The sequence below is a fragment of the Photorhabdus khanii NC19 genome (genome assembly GCF_000517265.1).
Lineage (GTDB): Bacteria > Pseudomonadota > Gammaproteobacteria > Enterobacterales > Enterobacteriaceae > Photorhabdus > Photorhabdus khanii.
Genome location: NZ_AYSJ01000014.1, coordinates 479,980 through 505,229 on the forward strand (window position 1 = coordinate 479,980; position 25,250 = coordinate 505,229).

Consider the following 25,250-nt stretch of genomic DNA (forward strand, 5'->3'; position numbering starts at 1 on the left):
ATAATTGATTTTTTTGTTCTGGTGAATAGAATCCACATAATTAGTATTTGTTTAAATTCGTTCTGGTACATTGCTGTCATAAAACTGTGAGCCAGTACGGTTTTTTTCACAACGGAAAGCATGAGATGAATATTTTTCCTGTTGCACTATTGTAAAATATCGTTTTCCAACTTTATTCTTAACATATTGCGTACTGACCGAACTTGAAGGAAACAGAATTGGACATAAAAAAAACCATTGCAATCTTAGTATTACTTGGAATATGTCTGTTCTTGTATCTGTTAGCTTTGGATAGCTACTGTGATCAGGGTGAAAAGTTTGATTCAGGTATTTGTTTTGTGACCCGGTATCTGCCTTTCTGATTAGTTGCTGATACTCATCAGCCATTTTCCCATCATGTATCTGTGCTAACATATGCCTTCAATATCCACCCTTTAAAGCTAGTGTTTTGTTTGCTTTAAATAAAGCAGATAAATGGGAAGCGGTTGTTTTCCCACTAATAATAAAATAAAAGTTGCAGCAAGAGGAAAAGATGGCAGAACAATCGCAGGGATCAACACTTAAACGCGGTCTAAAAAACCGACATATTCAGCTTATTGCTTTGGGGGGGGCCGTCGGGACAGGGTTATTTCTCGGTATTGCGCAAACCATAAAAATGGCAGGTCCCTCCGTAATTTTAGGCTACGCTATCGCAGGCTTTATTGCATTTCTGATTATGCGTCAGTTAGGGGAGATGGTGGTTGAAGAGCCTGTAGCGGGGTCGTTTAGTCATTTTGCTTATAAATATTGGGGGGAGTTTCCCGGTTTTTTATCAGGCTGGAATTACTGGATGATGTTTACTCTGGTCGGAATGGCAGAGTTGACGGCTGTAGGGATATATATTCATTACTGGTGGCCTGATATTCCTACCTGGGTTTCTGCTACGGTATTTTTTGTCCTAATTAATACGGTAAATTTAATTAATGTCCGGTCATATGGTGAGACAGAATTCTGGTTCGCTATCATTAAAGTGACAGCAATTATCTGCATGATTGTTTTTGGCGCATACCTGTTAGTCAGCGGTAATGGCGGCCCGCAAGCCAGTATTGCTAATCTTTGGCAGTATGGCGGTTTTATGCCGAATGGGATCTCCAGCCTTATTATGGCAATGGCTGTGATTATGTTCTCTTTTGGTGGGTTGGAGCTGGTTGGTATTACTGCTGCGGAAGCGGAAAATCCCCGTATCAGTATTCCTAAGGCAACTAATCAGGTGGTATACCGGATATTGATTTTCTATATTGGTTCTCTGACTGTGTTGCTGTCGCTTTATCCGTGGGGCAATGTTATTGAAGGTGAAAGCCCATTTGTCATGATTTTTCATAACCTGGATAGTTTCTGGGTGGCTAATGTTCTGAATGTTGTTGTTCTGACTGCCGCATTGTCCGTTTATAACAGCGGTGTATATTGTAACAGCCGGATGCTGTACGGTTTAGCAAAGCAAGGCAATGCACCTAGAATGCTGAAAAAAGTTAATGAGAGTGGGGTTCCTACCAAAGCAATCGTAATGTCTGCATTGGCGACGTCAATTGGTGTTTTGATTAACTATGTCATGCCGGGCAAAGCATTTGAATTATTGATGGCGCTGGTGGTGACAACACTGGTTATTAACTGGGTCATGATCTGTATGGCGCATTTAAAATTCCGGGCAAAGAAAGTTAAAGAGGGGGTAGAGCCTTCATTTAAAGCATTCTGGTACCCGTTTAGTAATTATCTGTGTCTGGTTTTCCTGGTCTTTATACTGGTCATTATTTTGATGATGGACAGTATCCGTATTTCAGTCATTTTGATGCCATTCTGGATTGGTATTTTATGGCTCGGGTTTCTCATATCCCATTCCCGCAAGAATAAAATGGAAACCATAAACCAGGGATAACACATATACCCTATGGATTTCACGATGAGGATACCAGGCTGATGTCACCCACAGCCTGGTATTTTTTATCTGGCTACCACTGCCAGCGTAACCAGGCGAAGAGTACGTTACCGTTATTATATGTGCCGGGAATGTATGTCCCCTGGAACGATAACCGATTATATTCTATGGAGAATAGTGGCAGTGGGAGTGGAATAGGGACATAGTAATACTCATGACGGGCTGTGACACTTAACGTGAAGCCAATACCTATTCGGAAGCCATCTAAATCGCCGGGTATCCACATTTTCTGAAAACCATAACCCACGATGGGTTCTAGACGGTTATGAGAATCCATAAAAGCCATGGCATAGAGAGAATGCCAGTCATTGTCTTCGTCGTAACGGTATTTACCATAACCGAAACCCCAGGGACGCTCATTATATTGGTTAATTTTTTCTTCATCGTAGGTATGTCTGTTATGCCAGGTAATTACCGGCAGATAAAGTTCATTGCTGGGGGTATCCCAAGTGAGAGTGACATTATTGTTGAATTTTCCCCATAAACTGTCTGAACTGTTGCCATAACTGGTCTGTGGATGGGATTGCGTGGTTGTTAATGATTGATTGGTGGTATTTGCCGTTGTTGCAAACACTGTCCCAGATGAGACGAGAAAAGTTACTGATAGGGCACAGGCTGCGGTTAAATCAAACTTCATTATTTATTGCTCCAATTCCCCGGCGACATAAATTGGCAAGATCCTTTGCATCACGCAAAATATGACAAACATCTAAATTCAGGAATTCTACTCTTGCTATTTTCAATAAAACTTAAACGAGAAATTAATATTAAGATGTTACATGTATTAAATGAGTATATTTAATACTGCTATTTGGACTGACGCATATTGGGAAATGTGTTGACTCTTTCTTTCACTCAAAGAGGGGTGATTCGCGCCTGTAGACATACCCTAGATATAAAGACTCTAATAATAAGACAGGCAAAATAAATTAAGATTATTTATGTGGTTTGAGGTTTTGTTGAGTGGATAAACTGTAAGCTAATTAGGATAACCTTGGATTTTCAAATTTTTGCGGTTATGTTAAACAATAATTGTTGTTAAGAATTTTAAATATGTGCGTTAGCTCCATAGCTGATAAAAAATGGCTTGCCATCATATTAAGAATATGTGATAAATCGTTCGGGTAAACGAGGTACGGTTCTGTTAATAGCAGCAACTCACTCTGGTTTTTATGTTGCGCCGAACGGCGAATTAGAATTAAGTGATCCAAAGGAAATTCTTAAAATGGCAAAAATCACTGGTACTGTAAAGTGGTTCAACGAATCTAAAGGTTTTGGTTTTATTACTCCAGCTGATGGCAGCAAAGATGTATTTGTACATTTTAGTGCTATTCAGAGCGAAGGTTTTAAAACTTTGGCAGAAGGTCAAAAAGTTGAGTTTGAAATTCAGGACGGCCAGAAAGGTCCTTCTGCGGCAAACGTCACAGCAGCATAACTTCTTTTTGTCAATCATTTTGAATTGACGAAGTAAATTTGTTGTCTTAATTGGTTTTTTATTGGCAACAATGACATACCGATATCACCCTGTTGGTTATCTAATAGGGTGTTTTTGTTTTGACTCGGGGTGCTCTTCATTGAGCTGAGATGAACCCGTAATACCTGATCTGGATAATGCCAGCGTAGGGAAGTCAAGGTGTCTTTTTCCTGATACCTGCTTTTCTTTTGCTGGTGGGAAGGAGTACCTATGGTAAGAATCAATTCACTGACAATTGCCGGGACTGATCCTAGCGGTGGTGCCGGTATTCAAGCTGATCTAAAAACTTTCTCTGCGCTTGGTGCTTATGGCACAACAGTAATGACAGCTCTTGTCGCACAAAATACGCATGGCGTGCAATCTGTTTATGACATAGATCCCGCTTTCGTTGCTGCACAGCTGGAATCTGTGCTGTCAGATATCAGAATCGATAGCGCCAAGATAGGTATGTTATCTAATGCGGCCAATGTTGCAGTAGTTGCAGACGCAATAAGCCGTTATTCAGTACCTTATGTTGTATTGGATACGGTGATGATTGCGAAAAGCGGTGATCCGCTGCTGGTGCCGGAAGCGGTTTCTGCGGTTGTTGAACGACTATTACCGAAGATTTCGTTGATGACGCCGAATTTGCCGGAAGCTGCGACCATATTGAGATGCTCTGTAGCAGAAACCGAAGCAGACATGCAAAAACAAGGACGTGAATTATTATCACTGGGATGCGAAGCGGTTTTACTTAAAGGCGGACATCTTACCGACTGTGAAAGCCCTGATTGGTTATTTACGGAGAATGGAGAATGGCGTTTTACTGCTCCCAGAATCAAGACTCGTCATACTCATGGTACAGGGTGTACGCTTTCCGCTGCATTAGCGGCTTTGCGTCCACGTTATCTGGATTGGCAGGCAACGCTTCCTGTTGCCAAATCATACCTCCAGGCGGCATTAGAACAGGCGGATTCTCTGGACGTTGGAACCGGAATTGGGCCTGTACATCATTTTCATCAGTGGTGGTGAGGGGCGTGATTCGGTGATAATGAGTCATGAAGGGTAAGATGCCTGTGCTATGAGGGCAACATGGCTCAGAATGTGTCATGTCTTCACGATTTTATTCATCATCACCGATAGCCTTGTTAAGCGATAGTCACTTGTTGATCCAGATAGACATCTTGAACCGCGTTAATCAGTTCAACACCTTCTTTCATGGATTTTTTGAAAGCCTTACGACCGAGGATCAACCCCATACCACCTGCACGTTTATTAATGACGGCGGTACGAACTGAATCACTCAAATCATTATCACCGGATGCGCCGCCTGAGTTAATCAAGCCGGCACGACCCATGTAGCAATTAGCTATCTGATAACGGACCAGATCGATTGGGTGATCAGTGGTCAAATTGGAGTAAACACGTTTATCTGTATGACCAAAACCAATTGCAGTATAGCCACCATTATTTTCAGCCATTTTCTGTTTAACGATATCGGCACCGATAGTGGCGGCTAAATGGTTAGCCTGACCGGTTAAATCAGCGCTGGCGTGATAATCCACTCCCTCTTTTTTGAAGGCGGAATTACGCAGGTAGGCCCATAATACCGTGACCATGCCCAATGCATGTGCTCGTTCAAAAGCCGCTGAAACTTCCTCGATTTGACGACGTGATTCAGCAGCACCAAAGTAAATAGTTGCACCAACGGCTACCGCGCCCATTTCAAATGCCTGTTCAACGCTGGCATATAAAGTTTGATCATATTGGGCAGGATAACTCAATGTTTCATTGTGGTTCAGTTTAACCAGAAACGGGATCTTATGAGCATAGCGACGGGAAACCGAGGATAATACGCCATAAGTAGAGGCGACACAGTTACAGCCTGCTTCAATAGCCAGTTCAACGATATTCTTCGGATCAAAATAGAGTGGGTTCGCGGCAAAAGAAGCGGCAGCAGAATGTTCTATACCTTGATCCACCGGCAAAATAGACAAATAGCCAGTACCGGCAAGGCGACCATGATTTAGCAATGTTTGCATGGAGCGCAGAACCATATTTGGCCGGTTATTGTCGATCATGACGCGGTCAACGAAATCGGAGCCTGGCAGATAAAGATTTTCACTCGGAATGGTGCTACAACGATGCTGCAATAAACTGTCTGCATCTTTGCCTAACAACTTAGCAATATCAGTCATGTCTTACTCCAGTTCACAAAAGAGACTATTGATTGTCATTTATCCGTTTTGAAATAACAAGTTGTATTAGGAGGGAAGTGGTAGTGGATCGCTTCAGGTAGGCTTTCAAAGTGAAGTTTATTGCCTGAAAAGGAACCCTTAACGTAAAAGCTATATTACCGTGCTTTCAAGTGATTTACGTATTCAAGGGAATGGTTTTGTTTATAGGAGAAGTTTTGGAAAATGGAATTTAAAATATTTCTGCTCTACTGATGTGATTTTCATACTTAAATATCTATTCTAATCTCGTCAGGTTAAATCGGATTTTGATTTTTGATGTTGGTGATTTATCTTCTGTCCCTCAGTTTTAAGTATTATAAAAGCCCGCACCTTTAAGGTGGAGGGAATTATAGGGCTGTGCGAACGATATGAAGATTTCAGATGGTCGTATTCTTTCACTTAAATTGTAAATGCCATCCGTTAAATACTAATGTGATGATTTTTGATTTTAAGAACATTAAAGGTGGTTTCACGATGATACACAAAAAATACAATCCCTCTTGGGAAGGTTATATGGACTATAGACTGAAAGGTGGTAACTATTTGATATATTAAATAATATTCTGGATGCCTCCGAATGTCTATGTAAGAGATATTAAACTATGTGATTAATATTATTGTATTGTGCATTTGCACAAATAAGTTCATTGGTTACATGAAATGCGTACAAAAACACAATATATCCTGATGTTATTTTAATGAGATTTATAGGGTTATATATTAATATTTTTAAGTTTTTATTTTGGCAGTTTATTTGTTCTAATCATATATAATAAATAAGGCTTTGGGTCATCACAGTTCTAAAATATATATAATCCTGTAAGCGATAATCAATGTGGTTATTTATCCTATCGTAAAAATGATTATAATGTAAAATAATTATTGTGTTAAATTTTTAGTTTCAGCCTGTATTTATCGATCAATTAACTGATTGATAAACATATAAATATAATTTAATTCTTTCACAGATAGAAAATTCCTCATGGTTTTTTATTTCAGATGGTGATACTTAACTTTTTTCTCTTTATAAAAAACATTTTTCCTGTTACGTTTCTTTTTTGGTAAATAGTGTTATATCAAATGGTTAGATTGTTGATGGAAGATGTTGCGTTTGGTAGATAAGGCAGAATGATTATTGTTGTTCCCCACTGGACTGTCTTTTCCTGAATGTTATTGCCAGATGATATTTTCACTCTGGATCCAGTGCAGAAATGTGTTTCTATCGTCCTTTGATTTGCTAGCCGGCACTTGTTGTGAGGTTAAGATGAATATCAATTTCATGCTTGTAAGGTACGGGATGTGCTGCATTGTTGTTCACCGGCCTGTGGTCGATGATTGTTATTTTACCCTTGTTAATATTATGGCTATATGAAACAGAAGCTGCTCAGTGTTGATAACCAGAATAGTCAGGTAAATGTTGAACTAATAGTTTTAACAATAAGTAAATTGCAATTATCTATTTTCATAATTTTCACCTGATTAATTCTATCGAATTGTATAATATTTAGTCTAAACATGATGGATTTCTTGAATTATTGAACAGTGAAAAATTTTAATTACATTTCTTTAGATAGTGTGATATTTCAATAAGTAGAAATATTTTCTTATTAATGCATAGAGTACAAGAAACATATTAATATAAAGGTTTATTAATTTAATAGTTAAGTTTATCTATTTAATTAATCATGTAAATAAATCCTGTAACTTGTTGATTTTATTTATCGGACAGAAAAAGAAAAGGCCAGCTCAAGGGAGATTGAGCCGGCCAAGGAGGTGGTTCCTAGTCTTACTGTAGAACTTTTTTAATTTTTTATTTTTCACCAACAATACTACGGTAAATAAAATAGTATTGATGTGATCTGTTTCTAAAAAAAGAAATATATCATCACCAAGATGGTATATTGGTGATTATTTGTCTGAGTTTCGGTTAGTTTGAGCATATTGAGAACTAATACCATTTAGATTGCGTATTAATAAGGCGTAATTAATATCAATTTGTTTAGGGATTGGTAAATAGACAATATACCCATCTCCAGGAGCAACTTCCATTGGTTGGCCTTTTTTATCCTGCATTGCTTCCAGTGTAAACTGGATATTGCCTGATGGTGTCATTAATTCGAGGCTGTTTCCAACCATGAATTTATTCTTAACTGCAACTTCAGCCAATCCGTTGACCCGTTTCCCCGTAAACTCACCGACAAATTGTTGGGTGTCGGATATTGAATGACCGTATTCATAACTCTGATAGGCATCGTGGGTATGGCGGCGCAAAAAACCTTCGGTATATCCACGGTGAGCAAGTCCTTCCAGCGTTGTCAGCAGGGTTGGATCGAAAGGTTTTCCTGCGACAGCATCATCAATGGCTCTGCGATAAACTTGTGCTGTGCGGGCACAGTAATAGAAAGATTTTGTCCGTCCTTCGATTTTCAACGAATGAACACCCATTTTAGTTAATCGCTCAACATGCTCAATCGCGCGTAAGTCTTTGGAGTTCATGATATAAGTGCCATGTTCATCTTCAAAAGCCGACATATATTCGCCTGGTCGTTTCGCTTCTTCGAACATAAATACTTTATCTGTTGGTGCACCTTCTCCCAATGTCGGCTCGATATTTTTTGCCGGTATAGGTTCATGCATATGCACAATGTTACCGATATCATCCTCTTTGCCTTCTTGAACATGATATTCCCAGCGACAGGCATTAGTGCATGTTCCTTGATTTGGATCACGTTTATTAATATAACCGGATAACAGGCAGCGACCGGAATAGGCCATGCACAGTGCACCATGTACGAAAATTTCCAGCTCCATATCGGGAACATGCTGGCGAATCTCGTTAATTTCATCCAGAGAAAGTTCACGGGAGAGAATGACTCTGGTCAGGCCCATTTGTTGCCAGAATTTGACTGTCGCCCAGTTAACCGCGTTAGCTTGAACGGAAAGATGAATTTCCATTTCGGGAAAAGCTTCACGAACCAGCATAATCAGTCCGGGATCGGACATAATTAGCGCATCAGGTCCCATTTCAACGACAGGTTTCAGATCACGGATAAAGGTTTTCAGTTTGGCATTGTGCGGCGCAATATTCACCACAACATAAAAACGTTTGCCAAGCTCATGCGCTTCTTTGATACCTAGCGCCAGATTTTCGTGATTGAATTCATTATTGCGAACACGCAGGCTGTAACGTGGTTGACCGGCATAAACTGCGTCTGCGCCATAGGCAAAAGCATAACGCATATTTTTCAGCGAACCGGCAGGGGAAAGTAATTCTGGAGTAAACATGGTTAAAAAGTTCTCGGTCTGAGTTCAGCGCAATTTTCACTACAAAAAGTGAGGGTAAGGCGGAGGATTCTAACGCTTAATTTGTTGAGGATACAAATTTATTAGATTGAAGTGCTCAGTTCTGTTGGTCGATGAAGTTGCACCTTATCCGTTGAATATTAATTTCAACTGATAAGGTGCAGTTTATGATGAAAAAATATCACTCTGACTTTGTCAGATCCCGGACATTTTCGCTTGAACCATTCTTAATGGCAGACTGAATGCCCTTTTTAGCAATGGTTTCATTATCGAAAGATTCGCTGATGCCGATGACTTGGTAGTTTCTGGCTTTCAGCACGAAATAATGCTTGCCAGATTTGTGTTCCCTGATTTCGAAGTTTTTTTCTGCCGGTGAGTTTGCCTGGACAGAACGAATCCCTTTATTCGCCGCTGCCTTTGTGGTGTACATTTCACTGGTGAGGATAACGTCACCGTTCGATGCTTTTAAATTGAAGTAATACTGCTTGTTTTTTGTTCTTCTCAGATCATAATAAGCTACAGCCATAAGAAATTCCTCCAATCAAAGGTAAGTATTTTTAATATAGCTGAATTTCTGACCGGCGAAAGGTTGAGAGAAATTTAATTCGGTTAAAGTGTGACAGTTATAACAAACGGCATATATCCGCTTCCCACCGGTAACCCAGTCCATAAATAGAGCGAATGAACGTTTTACTGTTGTCCAATTGGTCCAATTTGCGACGCAGATTTTTAATATGGCTATCAATAGTACGGTCTGTCACGATCCGGTGATCGTCATACAAATTATCCAATAATTGATCGCGGGAAAACACTTGCCCTGGACGACTGGCCATCGTTTTTAATAACCGGAATTCAACCGGTGTCAAATCCAGTATTTTATCGCAGTAACGTGCCTGGAAGCAGGCTTCGTCAATGTGTAGATCACTTTGTCTGACAATATCCTGCGGCCGGTAACAGCGGCGAAGAATGGTTTTAACTCGCGCGACAATTTCACGCGGGCTGTAAGGTTTACAAATGTAATCATCCGCTCCGATTTCCAGCCCCAATAAACGGTCAATTTCTTCCGTTTTGGCGGTAACCATAATAATCGGCACGTCAGAGAAGCGGCGGATTTCCCGGCAGACAGATATGCCATCACAACCTGGCAGCATCAGATCCAGCAATATAATATCTGGATTATGTTGCTGTACATGGGGAACAACTTGATCACCACGCAGTAACCATTGAGTTTCGTAATCAGCCGCGCGCAGGTAATCAACCAGCAACTGGCCGAGTTTTGGCTCATCTTCAACAATCAGAACAGTATAATGGTCAGATTCTGTACTCATATCGTTTCACTGTCAGGGGATTCAGTTAGCGGCAATTCTACGATAATTCTTAAGCCACCTAAAGGTGAGGGTTCAGCACAGATCGTACCGTTATGTGCTTCAACGATGTTATAGCAAATAGCCAGCCCAAGCCCTGATCCACCACTGGCGCGGTTTCGTGAGGATTCGCTGCGGTAGAATCGTTCAAAAGCCCGTTGGCATTGCTCGGGTAACAGGCCAGGCTCGCTATCCTGCCAGTTCAATATAAAGTGATTATTAGCAGAATACCCCTCAATAGTCAGTTTTCCATTATCAGTGGTATAGCGAAGGCTGTTTTCCAGCAAATTATGAAAAAGCTGGGTCAATCTGCCTGGATCAGCAAACATCATGATAGTTTCAGGCAGTTTAACATCCATCTGAATTTGCTTATCAAGGAAGCGTCCACGATAAGACGCGATAGCCGCCTGAATTAACTCACTGATATTGATAAATTCTTTCCGGTATGCCAGCGCTCCGCGATCTGATAACGAGAGCTGGTGCAGATCATCAACCAGTTTGGTCAATGTGGTGATCTCTGCCAGTAACGAATTCAGTGTTTCGGGTGTTGGTTGGCGAACGCCATCCTGCAAAGCTTCCAGTTCACCGCGCAATATGGAAAGGGGGGTGCGCAATTCATGGGAAATATCTGCCATATAATCGCGGCGCATCTGCTCATTTTTTTCCAGTGTACTGGCGAGCTGGTTAAAATTGTGGGCAAGCTGACCGATTTCATCTTTACTTGATGGTGTTACCCGAACACTGAAATCGCCCGACGCCAGTTTATGTGTCCCTTCGACCAGACGCTTAACGGGTTTTAACATGCCGCGGGATAACAATAGTGTGGCGATGCTGGCCAGCAGAGTAGACAAACTGGCAATTATCCAGCTTGTCAGTTGTTGCTGGCGATCAAAACTGATATCTGCTTGACGGGTAATTTTGTCTGATAAGCTGACAATGACCCAGCCAACGACCTGATGATTAGAGGTGATCGGTTTGCGATAAGTATCTTCCGGAATTTTACCTTCATGACCGGCCAGCAGTTTCATATCCTTGTCCACGACCCAGAATTGAGTTCGCCAGCCACGAGGCGGTGGACCTTGGCGGCTTTCACTGGTTTGTTCAATGGAACGAATGATTTGAAAAATGATCCGGTCATTTTTCTTTAAGAATTTCCAGCTACCATATTGTTGATATTGTTCAGCCAGTGCTTCAGCCAGCATAGATGTACGTAACTGGATATTTTGTTTTATGTAACCCATAAAACCATGTTGAAAACTGCTTCTTACGCCCCAGTGCATGGTGATAAGTACCAGCATGCAAGTGGCGAAGATAGCCATAAACAGCTTACCGCTGATCCCTGGTTTCATCGTTGCCCCGCAATCTGTTTGGTGGCATGCCGTTGTTGCCATTTCTCCCTCAGCCGATCAAAACAGAGATAGACAACCGGTGTGGTATATAGCGTCAAAAGCTGGCTCATGACCAAGCCACCAACGATGGTGATTCCCAATGGTTGGCGCAATTCCGCTCCATCACCACTGCTCAAAACCAGTGGCAGGGCACCAAACAAGGCGGCCAGTGTAGTCATCAGAATTGGGCGGAAACGTAACAGGCTGGCCTGGAATATCGCGTCACGGGCGCAGAGATTACCGTTACACTGAGTTTCAATGGCAAAATCCACCATAATAATGGCATTTTTTTTCACGATACCAATCAACAACATGATGCCTATTAAAGCGATCAGGCTGAATGGTGTGTCAAACAGTTCCAGCGCCAGCAGGGCACCAATCCCGGCAGAAGGCAGAGTAGAAAGAATGGTCAGTGGATGGATATAACTTTCATATAATATCCCCAGTACCAGATAAACAGTCATAATGGCAGCCAGGATCAAGAATAATTGTGATTTCAGGGTTTCCTGAAAAATCTGGGCGGTGCCGGCGAAAGTGCCGCGAACCGTTGAGGGCACACTCAGTTCGGTCATGGTTCTTTCAATCGCATTAATAGCGTCGGAGAGGGTATAACCTGTCGGTACATTGAAAGAAATAGTAGACGCAGCAGAAAGCCCCTGATGATTTACACTTAACGGCGCGTTAGCCGGTTGCCAGTGGGCGAAATAGGAGAGTGGAACCGCGTTTCCTTGATTATTTATCACAAACATTTTTTCCAGTGCGCTGACATCCTGCGTATATTCCGGTGCAACTTCCATCACAACTTTGTACTGATTTAGTGGCTGATAAATAGTGGATATTTGTCGTTGACCAAAAGCGTTATTCAGCAGGCTATTTGCTTCACTGACATTAATTCCCAGTCGTGACATGGTGTCACGATCATAGATTATTGCCATTTCAGCCCCTTTATCTTCTTTATCGGAATTAACATCGGTCAGTTGGGGCAGTTGCCCTAATGCTTTACGAATAATGGGTTCCCATTTGCGGAGATCATTGAGGTCATCTGCCAGCAAGGTAAATTGGTAGCTGGCATTAGACTGACGACCTCCAGCCCTGATATCTTGTACTGGAATCAGAAACAGGTTTGCCCCCGGTTCATTGGCAAGTTTAATTCTCAGGTGTGAAATAACCTGTTCGGTACTGTCTGAGCGCTCTTTCAATGGTTTCAGAGAGATAAAAATAAAGCCATTATTGACCCGTCCACCACCAGTGAAACCGGTAACGCTGTCTACCGCAGGGTCGGCATCGATTGCCTGCATAAAATTTTTCATTTTTTCACTCATAGACTGGAAAGAGATACTTTGATCTGCCCGGACAAACCCAAACAACCGGCCGGTGTCCTGTTCTGGGAAGAAAGTTTTTGGGATATTGATATAGAGCCAAATATTCAGGGCAATAATGCCAGACAGGATTAACAATACCCAACGGCTATGATTAAGAGTCCACATTAGAGAGCGCCCATAGCCTTGTTGAATTTTCAACAGAACTTTACCGAATCCACGGATTCTTTTCTGTGCTTTGGGTGGTTGGGATTTCAGTAAATGGGCGCACATCATCGGCGTCAGTGTCAAAGAAACCAGCAATGAGATGCCGATTGATGTGGTTAAGGTGATGGCAAATTCACGGAATAGCCGACCGACCAGTCCATCCATTAGCAGAAGTGGGATAAAAACGGCGACCAGCGAAATACTCATAGCAATAACAGTAAAGCCCACTTCCCGGACACCGCGCAGTGCGGCTTGCATCGGTTTGATACCGGCTTCAAGGTGGCGGGAAATATTTTCCAGTACCACAATCGCATCATCCACCACAAATCCCGTCGCAATCGTCAGAGCCATCAGGGAAAGGTTGTTCAGACTGAAACCGCACAGATACATGGCGGTAAATGTTCCAATGAGTGAAACGGGTACCGCCATTGCCGGGATCAACGTTGCCCGGCCAGAACGTAAAAACAGAAATACCACCAGAATCACCAGCCCGATAGCAATCACCAGCGCCCGTTCTACCTCAACCAATGAAGCGCGAATCGTCGGTGTGCGATCTTGAGCTACTTTAAGCTGAATAGAGGCAGGAATGGATTCACTCAATGCCGGTAATTGTTCACGGATCCGGTTTACTGTGGCGATAATATTTGCACCGGCTTCACGGCGAATGATCAGCAAAATAGCCGGTTTACCATCAGACATGCCGGCTGCTCTGACATTCTGAACAGAATCTTTTACATTCGCGACATCCTGCAATCGCACCGGTGAGCCGTTATTATAATGAACGATTATCGGGCGATAGCTTTCGGCTGTTTTTAACTCATCATTGGTTTGAACTTGCCAGCGTTGTTGCTCGGAATCCACATAGCCCTGTGGACGATGAACATTGGCATTGCTGATCGCTTTGCGCACCGTATCCAGAGAAACACCCTGATGAAATAGAGCACTGGGATCCAATTCAATTCTTACTGCGGGTAATGAACTGCCGCCAACAGAGACTTCACTGACGCCTTCAACTTGTGCAATTTTCTGAGCCAGTTGAGTAGACGCAAAATCATAAAGCTGCCCCTGATTATAGGTATCAGAAGTCAGTGTCAGGATCATAATCGGTGCGTCGGACAGGTTTGCTTTGTAATAACGCGGTCTGCTGGGCATACCAGAAGGCAACATACTTTGGGCAGCATTCAGAGCTGCCTGTACATCCCGTGCCGCGCTGTTAATATCACGACTCAGGTCAAATTCAAGTGTGATATTGGTATTGCCAAGGGAGCTACTGGATGTCATTTCATTGACACCGGCAATTCGGCCTAAGGCACGCTCCAGCGGAGTCGCAACAGATGAGGCCATTGTCTCCGGTGAGGCGCCCGGTAATGAGGCATAGACGGAGATCACCGGAAAATCTACTTGCGGTAAAGGGGAAACCGGCAACAGGGTAAACCCCAATAGTCCGCACAGGGTTATGGCTAAACTTAATAGCGTGGTGGCAACCGGGCGCTGGATAAATAAAGCAAAGAATTTCACCGCGGCTCCTGATGATCAATGGATGAAATATCCGGTACTGAGAACGTGCGGTTGCGGCGATAGTACGCCAGCCGGTCAAACAGTAAATAGATCACCGGGGTGGTAAACAGCGTCAGGATCTGGCTCATAATCAGTCCACCCACCATACAGACACCCAGAGGACGACGTAATTCGGCACCTGCACCGATGCTGAACATCAAGGGTAGCGCGCCAAGCAATGCTGCCATTGTGGTCATCAGTATCGGACGAAAACGCAATAAACATGCCTGATAAATTGCTTCGTAAGGGGATAATCCTTGTTCGCGCTCTGCCGCCAGTGCAAAATCGATCATCATGATGGCATTTTTCTTCACAATACCTATCAGCAAGATAATGCCGATGATCGCAATAACATCCAGTTCGTGACCTGCCATGATCAGTGCCAGCAGTGCACCCACTCCTGCGGTTGGCAAAGTGGAGAGAATTGTCACCGGATGGATAAAGCTTTCGTACAGGATCCCCAACACGATATACATGGCGATGACGGCAGCTGCGATCAGCCACAAGGTATTACCCAGCGCGCTTTCAAATGCCAACGTTGCTCCCTGGAACTGGGTGGTCATGTCTTTGGGCATTTTGATTAATTGCGTGGCATCACGAACCGCATTGACTGCCTGTTCAAGAGAAGCGTTTTCGGCAACGTTGAAAGAAAATGTTGCTGCGGGGAATTGCGCCAGATGGTTAATTGCCAATGGGCCAAATCTTTGTTCAACAGTAGCGATAGCCCTGAGGGGGACGGTATTGCCGTCAGTTCCGTTGAGACGGATATTATCAAATGCTGCCAGACCTGGAGTTGATGTCACATCATGTTCCAGTACAACCCGGTATTGATTAGCCTGAGTATAAATTGTTGAGATTAGCCGCTGGCCGAACGCGTTGTAGAGTGCGTTATCTACGGCTGCCATTGAGATGCCTAATCGGCTGGCGGTGTCTCTGTCCACTTTGACATAGGCGATCAGCCCTTGGTCTTGCCAGTCACTGCTGACATCAACCAATTCTGATCTCTGTTTCAGTCCAGCCAGTAATTTGGGCACCCAAATACCCAGTTCATTCAGGGACGTCGCCTGTAATGTAAATTGATATTGGGTACGTGTAACCTGAGTATCAATCGTCAGATCCTGCATGGGTTGCAGATAGAGTTTTACGTCGGGTATAGACGCAATTTTTTCCTGCAAGCGTGGAATAATTTCGGCGATTCTGTCATCACGCTGATTGAGTGGTTTTAGTGTGATTTGCAACCGGCCATTATTCAGTGTTGGGTTGCTACCATCAATGCCGACAAATGTAGTGATATTTTCCACTGCTGGGTCTTGCAACAATAAAGATGAAACCTGCTGTTGTTTATCCACCATTGCCGCAAAGGAGATGGATTGCGGCGCTTCCAGTGTTCCCTGAATCAGCCCGTTATCTTGCAATGGAAAAAATCCTTTTGGAATAACGAGATAAAGCAGGGTAGTCAGTGCAAGGGTGCTCAAGGCGACGCTAAGTGTGATCCACGGATGGTCCAGCGCTTTTTTCAGCCATACGGCATAACCGGCAATTGTCCGTTCAAAAAAGCGTTCACTGGCCTGCTCAAAACGATTGTGTTTTACCTTTGATTCTGGTTTGAGCATTCTGGCGCACATCATAGGTGTCAATGTCAGTGAGACAACAGCTGAAATCAGAATTGCCACGGCCAGAGTAATAGCAAACTCACGGAAAAGGCGGCCGACGATATCGCCCATAAAAAGCAGCGGGATCAGCACTGCGATTAAAGAGAAAGTCAGGGAGATAATGGTAAAACCGATTTCACCTGCGCCTTTCAATGCGGCTGCCATCGGTTTCTCCCCTTGTTCTATATAGCGGGAGATATTCTCGATGACCACAATGGCATCATCCACCACAAAACCGGTGGCAATAGTGAGCGCCATTAGTGTCAGGTTATTAACGGAGAAACCGCAGAAATACATCACTGCGAACGTACCGATCAGTGAAAGAGGAACAGCAATACTTGGGATAAGTGTGGCGATACCGTTGCGTAAAAACAGGTAAATCACCATAACAACCAGTGCAATCGCCAGTAATAGCTCAAACTGAACATCTTTCACTGAGGCACGAATCGTTGTGGTGCGGTCGGTCAAAATTTTCATATCGACAGATTTCGGTAAACTGCTGCTGAGTTCCGGCAACATCTGACGAATATTATCCGTGGTTTTAATCACATTAACACCCGGCTGGCGCTGGATATTAATCACAATTGCCTGTTTGTTATTTGCCCATGCGCCCAGTTTCGTATTTTCGGCCTCTTGCTCAATGGTTGCTATGTCTTGTAACCGCACCGGCGCACCTTTTTTATAGGCAACGATCAGTTTGCGGTAATCATTTACTGACTTCATTTGATCATTGGCCGAAAGCGTGACAGAACGGGTCGGGCCGTCAAGACTGCCTTTAGCGGAGTTAACGTTGGCATTGTTGATAGCGGTACGGATAGTTTCGCTATCCAATCCCTGTGCGGCGACAGCCTGAGCATTCAACTTCACTCTGACCGCCGGGCGCTGACCGCCGGCTAGTGTCACTAATCCAACACCATTTACCTGTGAAATTTTCTGTGCGATACGGGTTTCGACCATATCCTGAATTTGCGTCATCGGCATCGCCTCAGAGGTGACGGCCAGCGTTAGGATAGGGGGATCTGCGGGATTGACCTTGTTGTAAATGGGAGGATAGGGCAGGTCATTGGGCAATAAGTTACTGGCGGCGTTAATGGCCGCTTGTACTTCCTGCTCGGCAACATCTAATGGCAAAGTCAGCTGAAATTGTAATGTGATAACGGAAGCTCCGCCGGAACTTTGGGATGCCATCTGTTTAAGGCCGGACATCTGTCCAAGCTGGCGTTCCAGTGGTGCGGTGACTGCGGAGGTCATCACATCAGGGCTTGCGCCGGGGTAGAGTGTGACAACTTGAATTGTGGGATAGTCTACTTCCGGCAGTGCAGACACCGGTAACATGCGATAACCGATAATTCCTGCCAGCAGGATTGCCACCATGAACAGTGTGGTGGCAACGGGTCGCAGGATAAACAAGCGTGATGGCCCGCCGCCTGGAATTTGGGAGTTTACCTGCATCAGGAATTCTCCGTTTTGCCGTGTTTTTGCGGCTGAATCTTATTTGCCATCGGTGTGACAATATCCACCTTAGCGCCATCTGTCAGGCGATCGATACCATCAGTCACCACTTTATCACCCGCCGTCAGGCCGGTATTGATAACAACCCGCTGTGTATCCTGCAATTTGACTGAGACCAGATGTTTGCTGACTTTATTATCTTTACCCAATATCCAGACAAAATTCCCTTCATTACCCATTTGCAGAGCCGCATTTGGGATCACCACTGCGTTTTCCAGCGTATCAACTTTAATACGGATATTAACGAACTGATTCGGGAACAGAATGTCACTTTGATTGGCAAAACGGGCTTTCATCTTAATGGTGCCGGTAGTCGCATCGATTTGATTATCAATACTCAGTAATTTTCCTTCGGCAAGTTGTTGCTGGTTGTTGCGATCCCATGCGCTGACAATGACATCATGATTCGCTTTCTGAGCTTGCAAAACGGCATTGATATCGTTTTCGGGTAATGAAAACAGCACATCAGCCGGATCTGTTTGTGTGATAACAACAATAGGCGAATTATTGCCACTGGCGATAAAATTCCCTACATCGATCTGTTTCAGACCCACCCGACCGGAGATGGGCGCAGTAATACGACTGTAAGTGAGTTGGAGTTTTGCACTGTCAATTGCGGCTTGATCAACTTTCAGATTGGCTTCATGTTGGCGGACAAGTGCACGCTGATTATCCATTTCTTGTTGGGAAATCAGTTTAGTGTTTGCCAGTTTCTGGTAGCGGTTTAGATCCTGACGGGCATTCGCCAGTATTGCCTCGTCTTTGGCAAGTTGGCCTTTGGCTTGTGCTAACTGAACCTGAAAAGGACGAGGATCAATTTCTGCTAATAAATCACCTTGTTTAATCTGTTGACCTTCCTGAAAGTGCAGAGCCATAAGCTGACCTTCAACCCGGCTGGTCACGATAGCGGTATTGGCGGCCTGAATGGTGCCGAGTCCAGTCAGAAAGCGGGGTACGGTCTGCTCTTTTACGGTGGCAATTTGAACAGGAGGCAACGGAGGGTGCCTTAAACCAGAGGATTGATCCGATGCGCCTGATTGTTGAAGGGCCGAAGGCGTTTTAAATTGGTGCCAGATAAATATAGCGGCAGCGATGGCAACAGCGGCCAGTACTGCACGGAAAAGGAGGATACGGCGTTTATTATTTTTATTCATCTCTTCGACATGCTCTCAAATGCAAGATGTTGCTTAATTATGTCCGACTGTAATAGCGGTTTAATCGTATTCTATTAGTTTAGCCAGTGAGGATAGGCTAAAAAATGGAGGAAATGTGGAAAATATGTCAAGAAAGCGCTTTTTAAGTCAAATTAAGGTTTTTTTTGTCAGTTTCTTCGAGACTGCTCCAAGAATTATGTAAATGACTGCAGCTTGTTACTTTCATTTTTTTGCAGTTATTGGATGACATATTTTAATTTTTCATAAAATTCATGATGATTATAAAACAGAGGGAAAATGGAATAATACTAGAAAAAGGTCATATGACTTTTTTTTCAGGGAACTTATAACCTAATGTAAGGAGCATGATATAAGAGAGGTATGTGATGAGACACTTTATTATCGATACAGATACGGCTTCCGATGATGTGGTTGCATTGCTAATGGCGCTTCGTGAGCCATCAGTCTTTATTGAAGCTATCACTATTGTTGCAGGTAATTGTGTTATTGATCAGTGCAGAAAAAATGCATTAATTAGTATCGAAAAATCGGGGACATATATTCCTCCGGTATATGAGGGAATGAGTAAACCGTTATTTAGAGAACGCTATACTTCACATCATATTCATGGAAAAGATGGCATGGGTGATATGAATTTACCGGAATCATCATTAGTATCAGAGGATAAACATGCAGTAGATGCAATTATTGATATTGTAAGAAAATTTCCTGGTGAGATAGAGATAATTACTTTGGGACCACTGACAAATTTAGCGATGGCGGTGTTAAAAGAACCTGATTTATATAAGTTGGTCAAAATCGTTTATATCATGGGTGGTGCTGGATTGAAACCAGGTAATATTACCCCATTAGCCGAATTCAATATTTATGCAGATGCTGAGGCAGCACATATTGTGTTGAACTCTGGATTACCTCTTGTTTTTTGTGGATGGGAGTTAGGTATGGAAGACGCTTTTATTAATGAATTCGATATGGATAAATTAAGTTCTATAAGTGATCTTGGTCAATTTGCTGTGAGATGTAATAGGACATTGATGGAATTCAATGCAGGAAGGTGTGATAAGAAAGGGTTTGATTTGCCTGACCCCATAACAATGGCGGTTGCTTTATATCCGAATGAAATGATAGTCGATAAATTAGCGGTGTATGGCTATGTTGAGTATCAGAGTGAACGTTCATATGGGCATTTAGTGATTGATTCAACTCATCTTCTCAATAAACCTCATAATATGACGGTCATTACGAAAATTAAAGGCAATGTATTTAAGCATAAATTGTTTACACTGTTATCGTGAATTCTAATGCTATAGGAGGATAAAAAATGAGTTTTAATCTTGATTTACTGAAGAAAGTCGAATTACATACGCACCTTGATGCGGGGTTGAGTTATCATTTCATCAAAAAACAGGTTCCGGATATTACCCAAAAATTATTTCGTGAAAAGTATATCGCGACTGATAAATGTCATAATCTAGGCGATTTCTTAAGTAGAATAGGCCCTTCATTAGATCTGTTGCAAAAAAAGAATGTGATAGCTGATGCTGTAGAAGATCTTTTTAGACAATTAAAAAACGATAATATAGTCTATGCTGAAATTAGATTCGCCCCTTTACTTCACCTTCGCCTGGGATTAAGTGATTGCGATATTGTTGAAACTGTTCTGGTGGCAATGGAAAATTCGTCGATTAAATATGGCATAGAGGCAGGTTTAATATTATGTACCTTGCGGCATTTTTCAGAAGATCAAAGTTTGAGAACAGCTTATCTTGTAAATAAATATTCTCATTATGGTGTCGTTGCTCTTGATCTTGCTGCTGATGAGGCAAGATATCCGCTTAATGCTCATTTGAAAGCATTCAGACTGGTATTGGAAAATGGCGGAAATGTTATTGCGCACGCAGGAGAAGCAAAGGGAGCTGAAAGTGTGCGTGAGACTATGAATAAATTAAATATTTCTCGTATAGGTCATGGAGTAAGAAGCATTGAAAATCAAGGTGTTATTGATTCTCTTATAGAAAGAAATATACATTTAGAAATATGTCCGACATGTAATATTGTTTGCGATATTTATGATACTTATGAAAACCACCCGGTTAATATTTTAAAGCAGATGGGGGTAAATATTGGTATTAATACAGACACCAGAACAGTGGCAAATATAACTTTATGTGAAGAATATTTAAAGATTAATAGATGTTTTAATTGGCAGGATAGTGATTTTATTGAAACGAATTTGAATGCATTACACGCCTCATTTTGTAGTAAAGAACTGAAGAATAAATTGGAAAAAGAAATAGTGATATTGCAATGGTAAAAAATTGGCAGAGAGTCAATGGAAATTTCTTAAATGTCATAATATACTTGGTCATGGCGTGATTTAAGAAAAGGGTAGGTTCAATATGTGCCGGGATAAAGAAAGAAAATTAACGTATTATGTGGATAAATATCATCTTGATAAGATTATTTCACCAGAGCTTATGGAGAAATCAGATGTGGTAGAAATGAAGAAAAATGTTTATCTTACACATCAATTATCAAAATTTACTCATCTCTATATTTTGGTTGAGGGTAAATTGAAAGTTGAATATTATAATATTAATGGGAAATTCTTTGTTTTTGCATTAGCCACTCCACTTTTTCTTATTGGCGATTTAGAGCTTTTTCATTCCCAGGGAGATAGCATAATGAATACTATCTCTGCTCAGGAGCCGTCAGTACTCCTATCAATGCCCTTAGAAAGGGTAAAAATATTTGGTTTAACGGATCCTCGATTTCTTGAATTTGTTTGTAAGCAACTCAGTAATAAGCTTTTTGAATCTTCTTTATTGCAGTCTGGCGCATTCTTGACTGTTGAAGATAAATTAAAGAGATTTCTTTATTATAACGCGAAAAAAAAGGGTTCGATATTTGTATTAGAAAAAAGAGAGAATTTAGCTGCTATTCTCGGGGTTTCAGTTAGACAATTAAATCGGGCTATTAAAAGCTTGAATGAGAAAGAGATAATTATGTCAAAGAATAAACAGGTTAAAATTATTGATTGTAGACTTTTTGGTAATAATATTGAATTTTAAACAATGAAAATTAAAATCCATATATTCTATCTCAAAATAGCTGCATTGTTAGCAGGATGAACAATGCAGCTATAAATGAAGTGATAATATTACGATATGAAATTAAAGTAACCAGATTCTGAGAAATCTTTGCCGGATTCTTTGAAACGTTGCTTCGGTAATGGATAACCAAAAGAGAGATATTTTTCAGCAAAATACAGTGAGCTTTGATTGGTTAATCCAATAGAATTAAGATTTTTAACAATGTTATTTGGCAGATCGCATTTAATATCTTTAACATAATCAATGATAGTATTTTTTACACCGCTACCATCCGGCATTCTTATTTTTGGCCGGTCAATAATATATTCAGGTATTTTTCCTCTGAATGCTTCCCGTAGAATATGTTTTTCTACTCCGTTACTCAGTTTGTAAGAAAAATCCAGGCTTAAAACATAAGGAACCAGTGCTGAGTCCATAAATGGCACTCTTGCTTCAACGGTATTTCTCATGCTTGCCCGATCAACTCTTTGTAAATCAGTCCTGTGAAGATTATTTAATCGATAGAGAGAGAGATTATGGGGTTCTGTATGCGTTTTAAATAAATCATAGCCGGCAAAAATTTCATCGCTACCTTCTCCACATAAAGCGATTTTAAAACCAAGGCGATTAGCAATATAGTAACCAAAATGAGCAATAGTCGAGTCAATAGCATCAATTTGTTCGAAGAATTCACCGTAATAAACTGAATCTTGGATATTATTTATTAATTCTTCCTGGGTAAAAGTATATATAATATGTTTTATATTATTTTCAGAACAATATCTTTGGGCGATCTCAATGTCCTTTGAGCCGGGTAAACCAAATGAGATTGCCGTAACATCGTGGTGATATTTTTTGGCGAGATAAAGCACGATGGTACTGTCTATACCTCCGCTAAACATAATTGATACGGGCAGATCTGTATCAACTCTCTTTTTGACAGCATTATCTAAAAGTGAGTAGATTTTTTCTTTTGCCTGTTCGAAATTATCGCTGCTTGCTAAGATAGTTGAGTTATAGTGAATATATTTCTCACTGGTAAAGCCATCGAAAATTGAACCGGGTTCAATGGGTTTAATTTCTGAGCTAAACCCGATCAATGATTTTATTTCTGACGCCACATACCAATTACCTTCTTTATGAGTGTAATATAGCGGCTTTATACCAACATGATCTCTGCCTAGTAAGAATTTATTATTCTTATTGTCAAATAGAATAAAACTAAACATTCCGTCCAATTTTTTAATAAATGATTTTCCATAGCAAATATAAGCAATCAGGGCGACTTCAGCATCTCCACCATTTTTAAATTGATAACCTTGTTCAATTAATTCATTCCGAAGAGACTTATAGTTATAAATCTGACCATTCAGAACAAGATGAAGATCATGTTCTTGATTTGAAATAGGTTGATATGCTGAGTCGCGTTCGACAATAGCAAGCCTGTTTGTGGCGATTGAAAAGTTATTTCTGACAATTTTCTCATTAAAACGAGATAAATCACCCCGATGAGATATTTTTGACATTATAGTCTGTAGCTTATTCTCAATATCATCGATAAGCTTGTTTTCTGTATTAAAAACACCACCAATTCCACACATAGTGAATTCCTTTGGTTAAGAGTTATCAATGATATTTAAATGTCTTCTGGTATAGGGCTGGAATATTTTAGTTCATTTACATTGGCACCTAATGTGGAGATCTCGGAGAAATATTCAGGATAGGTTTGACCAACATGATATGGTTCACGAATAATGAGCGGTGCATCACAATGCAAACCTACTGTCGTGAGAGCCATGATTAATCCATGATCGTAATGACCATCAACGATAACGCCGCCTTTATATCCATATGGATTGCCATAAATAATTAATTGATCCAGTTTCTCTTCTGATCTGACACCTATTTTGTCTAATTCCCGTCGAAAATCAGAAATTCTGTCTGATTCTTTATAACGGATATGTTCAATGTTATAAAAAACGCTCTTACCCTCGGCAAACGCCGCTAATGCGGCGAGGGCAGGTACGGCATCGGGTGCCAGTGAACCATCGAAATCCTGCGCTTTTATTGCTCCTCCGGAGCGAATATTGAGACAATCTTCCCGGATAAAGTTGATTTTAGCTCCACCGTTAATTAAATAGTTCACAACGGCCCCATTACCTAATTCCTCCTCAAAGAAACCGTTCAGGGTGACGTCAGAATTAAGTGAGGCACAAAGTGCAAGGATTGCCGCAGTACTGGCTGGATCGGCACCGACATTAAATTCTGATGCGATAAATCGACTATTTCCTGTGGTAAAGAAATGGCGGAATTCGTCATCATATTCAATATTAATACCGGCCTTACGCAGGTTATTAATTGTAGTATGCACCATTGATGGTGCAGTTATTGTATCGGTCACTTTTATATGGAGATCCTGTTCACTAATGGCACCTAAATAAAGTAATCCACTCAGGAATTGAGAACTTTTTCGGCATGAAACTTCCGTGTAACTACCGATGTTTCTGTTTGATTTAATACTTATCGGCAAATGTGAATCGGGTCCAACGGCGGTGCATTGAATGTTGAGTAATTTTAGTGCATTAACCATTTCTGATTGTGAGCGGGTGCCAAGAGAATAGCTGTAATCTGTAATAAATTCGACATCAGGCAGATAACCGGATACTCCCATTAATAGCCGTAATACCACGCCGGAATTACCTGGATTGAATATGATTTTTTTATTAATTTTTTTAACGTTTATGCCTGTTACGATGGTCCTTGAAATCTCATTATTAAATGATGCGCCTAAACGGGAACAATTTAATTTCATCGCTGTTGTGTTGTTCCCTGATGCCATGTTATTTATTTTACTTGTTCCTTCCGTCAATGATGCTATTAGGATGGCACGGGTTGAGGAACTTTTGGATGCCGGTAAAGTTATTGAGCCGTTTAATGACTTGGTGTTATTTATTTCAATAAATGGCGGATGATTATTTCCATAGTATTTCATATTTTTATCTCGTTTTTACATTGTTAG

At 41.5% G+C, this 25,250-nt stretch carries 18 protein-coding genes and 1 riboswitch; of the genes, 7 read left to right on the forward strand and 11 right to left on the reverse strand.

All coding sequences use genetic code 11. The features are described from left to right. Positions 1–218: 218 nt before the first annotated feature. Together mgrB and PTE_RS17670 are read left to right on the forward strand one after the other, a co-directional pair. Positions 219–362: a PhoP/PhoQ regulatory lipoprotein MgrB gene (mgrB, locus tag PTE_RS27455; protein ID WP_036849285.1), complete on the forward strand. Its 144-nt coding sequence runs from the start codon at positions 219–221 to the stop codon at positions 360–362. A 170-nt stretch (positions 363–532) separates the two neighbouring features. Continuing rightward, entirely contained in the window at positions 533–1,912 is a 1,380-nt protein-coding gene (locus PTE_RS17670) for an amino acid permease (RefSeq protein WP_036849286.1), read from the forward strand. 73 nt (positions 1,913–1,985) lie between these two features. Here PTE_RS17670 and pagP read toward each other — a convergent pair whose 3' ends face one another. Beyond that, positions 1,986–2,609: a lipid IV(A) palmitoyltransferase PagP gene (pagP, locus tag PTE_RS17675; RefSeq protein ID WP_036849288.1), complete on the reverse strand. Its 624-nt coding sequence runs from the start codon at positions 2,607–2,609 to the stop codon at positions 1,986–1,988. Positions 2,610–3,197: 588 nt separating this feature from the next. Here pagP and cspE point away from each other — a divergent pair. Beyond that, positions 3,198–3,407, forward strand: coding sequence for a transcription antiterminator/RNA stability regulator CspE (gene cspE / locus PTE_RS17680; protein ID WP_011147003.1), 210 nt, complete (start codon positions 3,198–3,200; stop codon positions 3,405–3,407). Positions 3,408–3,522: 115 nt separating this feature from the next. Further along, a riboswitch (TPP riboswitch) is annotated at positions 3,523–3,615 on the forward strand. A 41-nt stretch (positions 3,616–3,656) separates the two neighbouring features. After that, the gene (gene thiD / locus PTE_RS17685) at positions 3,657–4,457 is read left to right on the forward strand and encodes a bifunctional hydroxymethylpyrimidine kinase/phosphomethylpyrimidine kinase (protein ID WP_036849289.1); all 801 of its coding nucleotides are present in this window, start codon (positions 3,657–3,659) and stop codon (positions 4,455–4,457) included. A 116-nt stretch (positions 4,458–4,573) separates the two neighbouring features. Here the strand turns inward: thiD and fbaB are convergent, their stop codons facing one another. From fbaB to PTE_RS17725, 8 genes are all read right to left on the reverse strand, one after another. Continuing rightward, positions 4,574–5,623, reverse strand: a complete 1,050-nt coding sequence (gene fbaB / locus PTE_RS17690) for a class I fructose-bisphosphate aldolase (RefSeq protein ID WP_036849291.1) — start codon at positions 5,621–5,623, stop codon at positions 4,574–4,576. A gap of 1,947 nt (positions 5,624–7,570) precedes the next feature. Next, complete coding sequence (gene trhP / locus PTE_RS17695) at positions 7,571–8,947, reverse strand: prephenate-dependent tRNA uridine(34) hydroxylase TrhP (protein ID WP_036849293.1); 1,377 nt, start codon at positions 8,945–8,947, stop codon at positions 7,571–7,573. Between the two features lie 199 nt (positions 8,948–9,146). Next, complete coding sequence (locus PTE_RS17700; RefSeq protein WP_036849295.1) at positions 9,147–9,491, reverse strand: YegP family protein; 345 nt, start codon at positions 9,489–9,491, stop codon at positions 9,147–9,149. Between the two features lie 97 nt (positions 9,492–9,588). Next, entirely contained in the window at positions 9,589–10,293 is a 705-nt protein-coding gene (gene baeR / locus PTE_RS17705; RefSeq protein WP_036849297.1) for an envelope stress response regulator BaeR, read from the reverse strand. After that, positions 10,290–11,678: an envelope stress sensor histidine kinase BaeS gene (gene baeS / locus PTE_RS17710; RefSeq protein WP_036849299.1), complete on the reverse strand. Its 1,389-nt coding sequence runs from the start codon at positions 11,676–11,678 to the stop codon at positions 10,290–10,292. Before baeS ends, baeR begins: the two co-directional genes overlap by 4 nt. After that, the gene (gene mdtC, locus PTE_RS17715; protein WP_036849301.1) at positions 11,675–14,761 is read right to left on the reverse strand and encodes a multidrug efflux RND transporter permease subunit MdtC; all 3,087 of its coding nucleotides are present in this window, start codon (positions 14,759–14,761) and stop codon (positions 11,675–11,677) included. Before mdtC ends, baeS begins: the two co-directional genes overlap by 4 nt. Beyond that, a complete protein-coding gene (locus PTE_RS17720; protein ID WP_036849303.1) occupies positions 14,758–17,904 on the reverse strand; it encodes an MdtB/MuxB family multidrug efflux RND transporter permease subunit in 3,147 nt (1,048 codons plus the stop codon). The genes mdtC and PTE_RS17720 overlap by 4 nt, the downstream gene beginning before the upstream one ends. Beyond that, complete coding sequence (locus PTE_RS17725; protein WP_036849305.1) at positions 17,904–19,118, reverse strand: MdtA/MuxA family multidrug efflux RND transporter periplasmic adaptor subunit; 1,215 nt, start codon at positions 19,116–19,118, stop codon at positions 17,904–17,906. Before PTE_RS17725 ends, PTE_RS17720 begins: the two co-directional genes overlap by 1 nt. A gap of 386 nt (positions 19,119–19,504) precedes the next feature. Here PTE_RS17725 and PTE_RS17730 point away from each other — a divergent pair, with 386 nt between their 5' ends. The 3 genes from PTE_RS17730 (at position 19,505) to PTE_RS17740 (ending at position 22,210) form a co-directional block, all read left to right on the forward strand. Further along, complete coding sequence (locus tag PTE_RS17730; protein ID WP_036849307.1) at positions 19,505–20,434, forward strand: nucleoside hydrolase; 930 nt, start codon at positions 19,505–19,507, stop codon at positions 20,432–20,434. A gap of 26 nt (positions 20,435–20,460) precedes the next feature. After that, the gene (gene add, locus PTE_RS17735) at positions 20,461–21,453 is read left to right on the forward strand and encodes an adenosine deaminase (RefSeq protein WP_036849309.1); all 993 of its coding nucleotides are present in this window, start codon (positions 20,461–20,463) and stop codon (positions 21,451–21,453) included. 85 nt (positions 21,454–21,538) lie between these two features. After that, positions 21,539–22,210: a Crp/Fnr family transcriptional regulator gene (locus PTE_RS17740; protein WP_036849311.1), complete on the forward strand. Its 672-nt coding sequence runs from the start codon at positions 21,539–21,541 to the stop codon at positions 22,208–22,210. 89 nt (positions 22,211–22,299) lie between these two features. On the opposite strand, the gene PTE_RS17745 is transcribed toward PTE_RS17740, so the two are convergent. Both PTE_RS17745 and aroA read right to left on the reverse strand, forming a co-directional pair. Continuing rightward, positions 22,300–23,832 carry an asparagine synthetase B family protein gene (locus PTE_RS17745; protein ID WP_036849313.1) on the reverse strand — a complete coding sequence of 511 codons (1,533 nt, stop codon included), beginning with the start codon at positions 23,830–23,832 and terminating at the stop codon, positions 22,300–22,302. A 35-nt stretch (positions 23,833–23,867) separates the two neighbouring features. Next, the gene (gene aroA, locus PTE_RS17750) at positions 23,868–25,223 is read right to left on the reverse strand and encodes a 3-phosphoshikimate 1-carboxyvinyltransferase (RefSeq protein ID WP_036849315.1); all 1,356 of its coding nucleotides are present in this window, start codon (positions 25,221–25,223) and stop codon (positions 23,868–23,870) included. Positions 25,224–25,250 lie beyond the last annotated feature (27 nt).

Excerpts from the sequence above, each read along its gene's own strand:
- PTE_RS17670 (WP_036849286.1), top strand. The coding sequence starts at position 533 with ATGGCAGAACAATCGCAGGGATCAACACTTAAACGCGGTCTAAAAAAC.
- pagP (WP_036849288.1), bottom strand. The coding sequence starts at position 2,609 with ATGAAGTTTGATTTAACCGCAGCCTGTGCCCTATCAGTAACTTTTCTC.
- cspE (WP_011147003.1), top strand. The coding sequence starts at position 3,198 with ATGGCAAAAATCACTGGTACTGTAAAGTGGTTCAACGAATCTAAAGGT.
- thiD (WP_036849289.1), top strand. The coding sequence starts at position 3,657 with ATGGTAAGAATCAATTCACTGACAATTGCCGGGACTGATCCTAGCGGT.
- fbaB (WP_036849291.1), bottom strand. The coding sequence starts at position 5,623 with ATGACTGATATTGCTAAGTTGTTAGGCAAAGATGCAGACAGTTTATTG.
- trhP (WP_036849293.1), bottom strand. The coding sequence starts at position 8,947 with ATGTTTACTCCAGAATTACTTTCCCCTGCCGGTTCGCTGAAAAATATG.
- PTE_RS17700 (WP_036849295.1), bottom strand. The coding sequence starts at position 9,491 with ATGGCTGTAGCTTATTATGATCTGAGAAGAACAAAAAACAAGCAGTAT.
- baeR (WP_036849297.1), bottom strand. The coding sequence starts at position 10,293 with ATGAGTACAGAATCTGACCATTATACTGTTCTGATTGTTGAAGATGAG.
- baeS (WP_036849299.1), bottom strand. The coding sequence starts at position 11,678 with ATGAAACCAGGGATCAGCGGTAAGCTGTTTATGGCTATCTTCGCCACT.
- PTE_RS17720 (WP_036849303.1), bottom strand. The coding sequence starts at position 17,904 with ATGCAGGTAAACTCCCAAATTCCAGGCGGCGGGCCATCACGCTTGTTT.
- PTE_RS17725 (WP_036849305.1), bottom strand. The coding sequence starts at position 19,118 with ATGAATAAAAATAATAAACGCCGTATCCTCCTTTTCCGTGCAGTACTG.
- PTE_RS17730 (WP_036849307.1), top strand. The coding sequence starts at position 19,505 with ATGAGACACTTTATTATCGATACAGATACGGCTTCCGATGATGTGGTT.
- add (WP_036849309.1), top strand. The coding sequence starts at position 20,461 with ATGAGTTTTAATCTTGATTTACTGAAGAAAGTCGAATTACATACGCAC.
- PTE_RS17740 (WP_036849311.1), top strand. The coding sequence starts at position 21,539 with ATGTGCCGGGATAAAGAAAGAAAATTAACGTATTATGTGGATAAATAT.
- PTE_RS17745 (WP_036849313.1), bottom strand. The coding sequence starts at position 23,832 with ATGTGTGGAATTGGTGGTGTTTTTAATACAGAAAACAAGCTTATCGAT.
- aroA (WP_036849315.1), bottom strand. The coding sequence starts at position 25,223 with ATGAAATACTATGGAAATAATCATCCGCCATTTATTGAAATAAATAAC.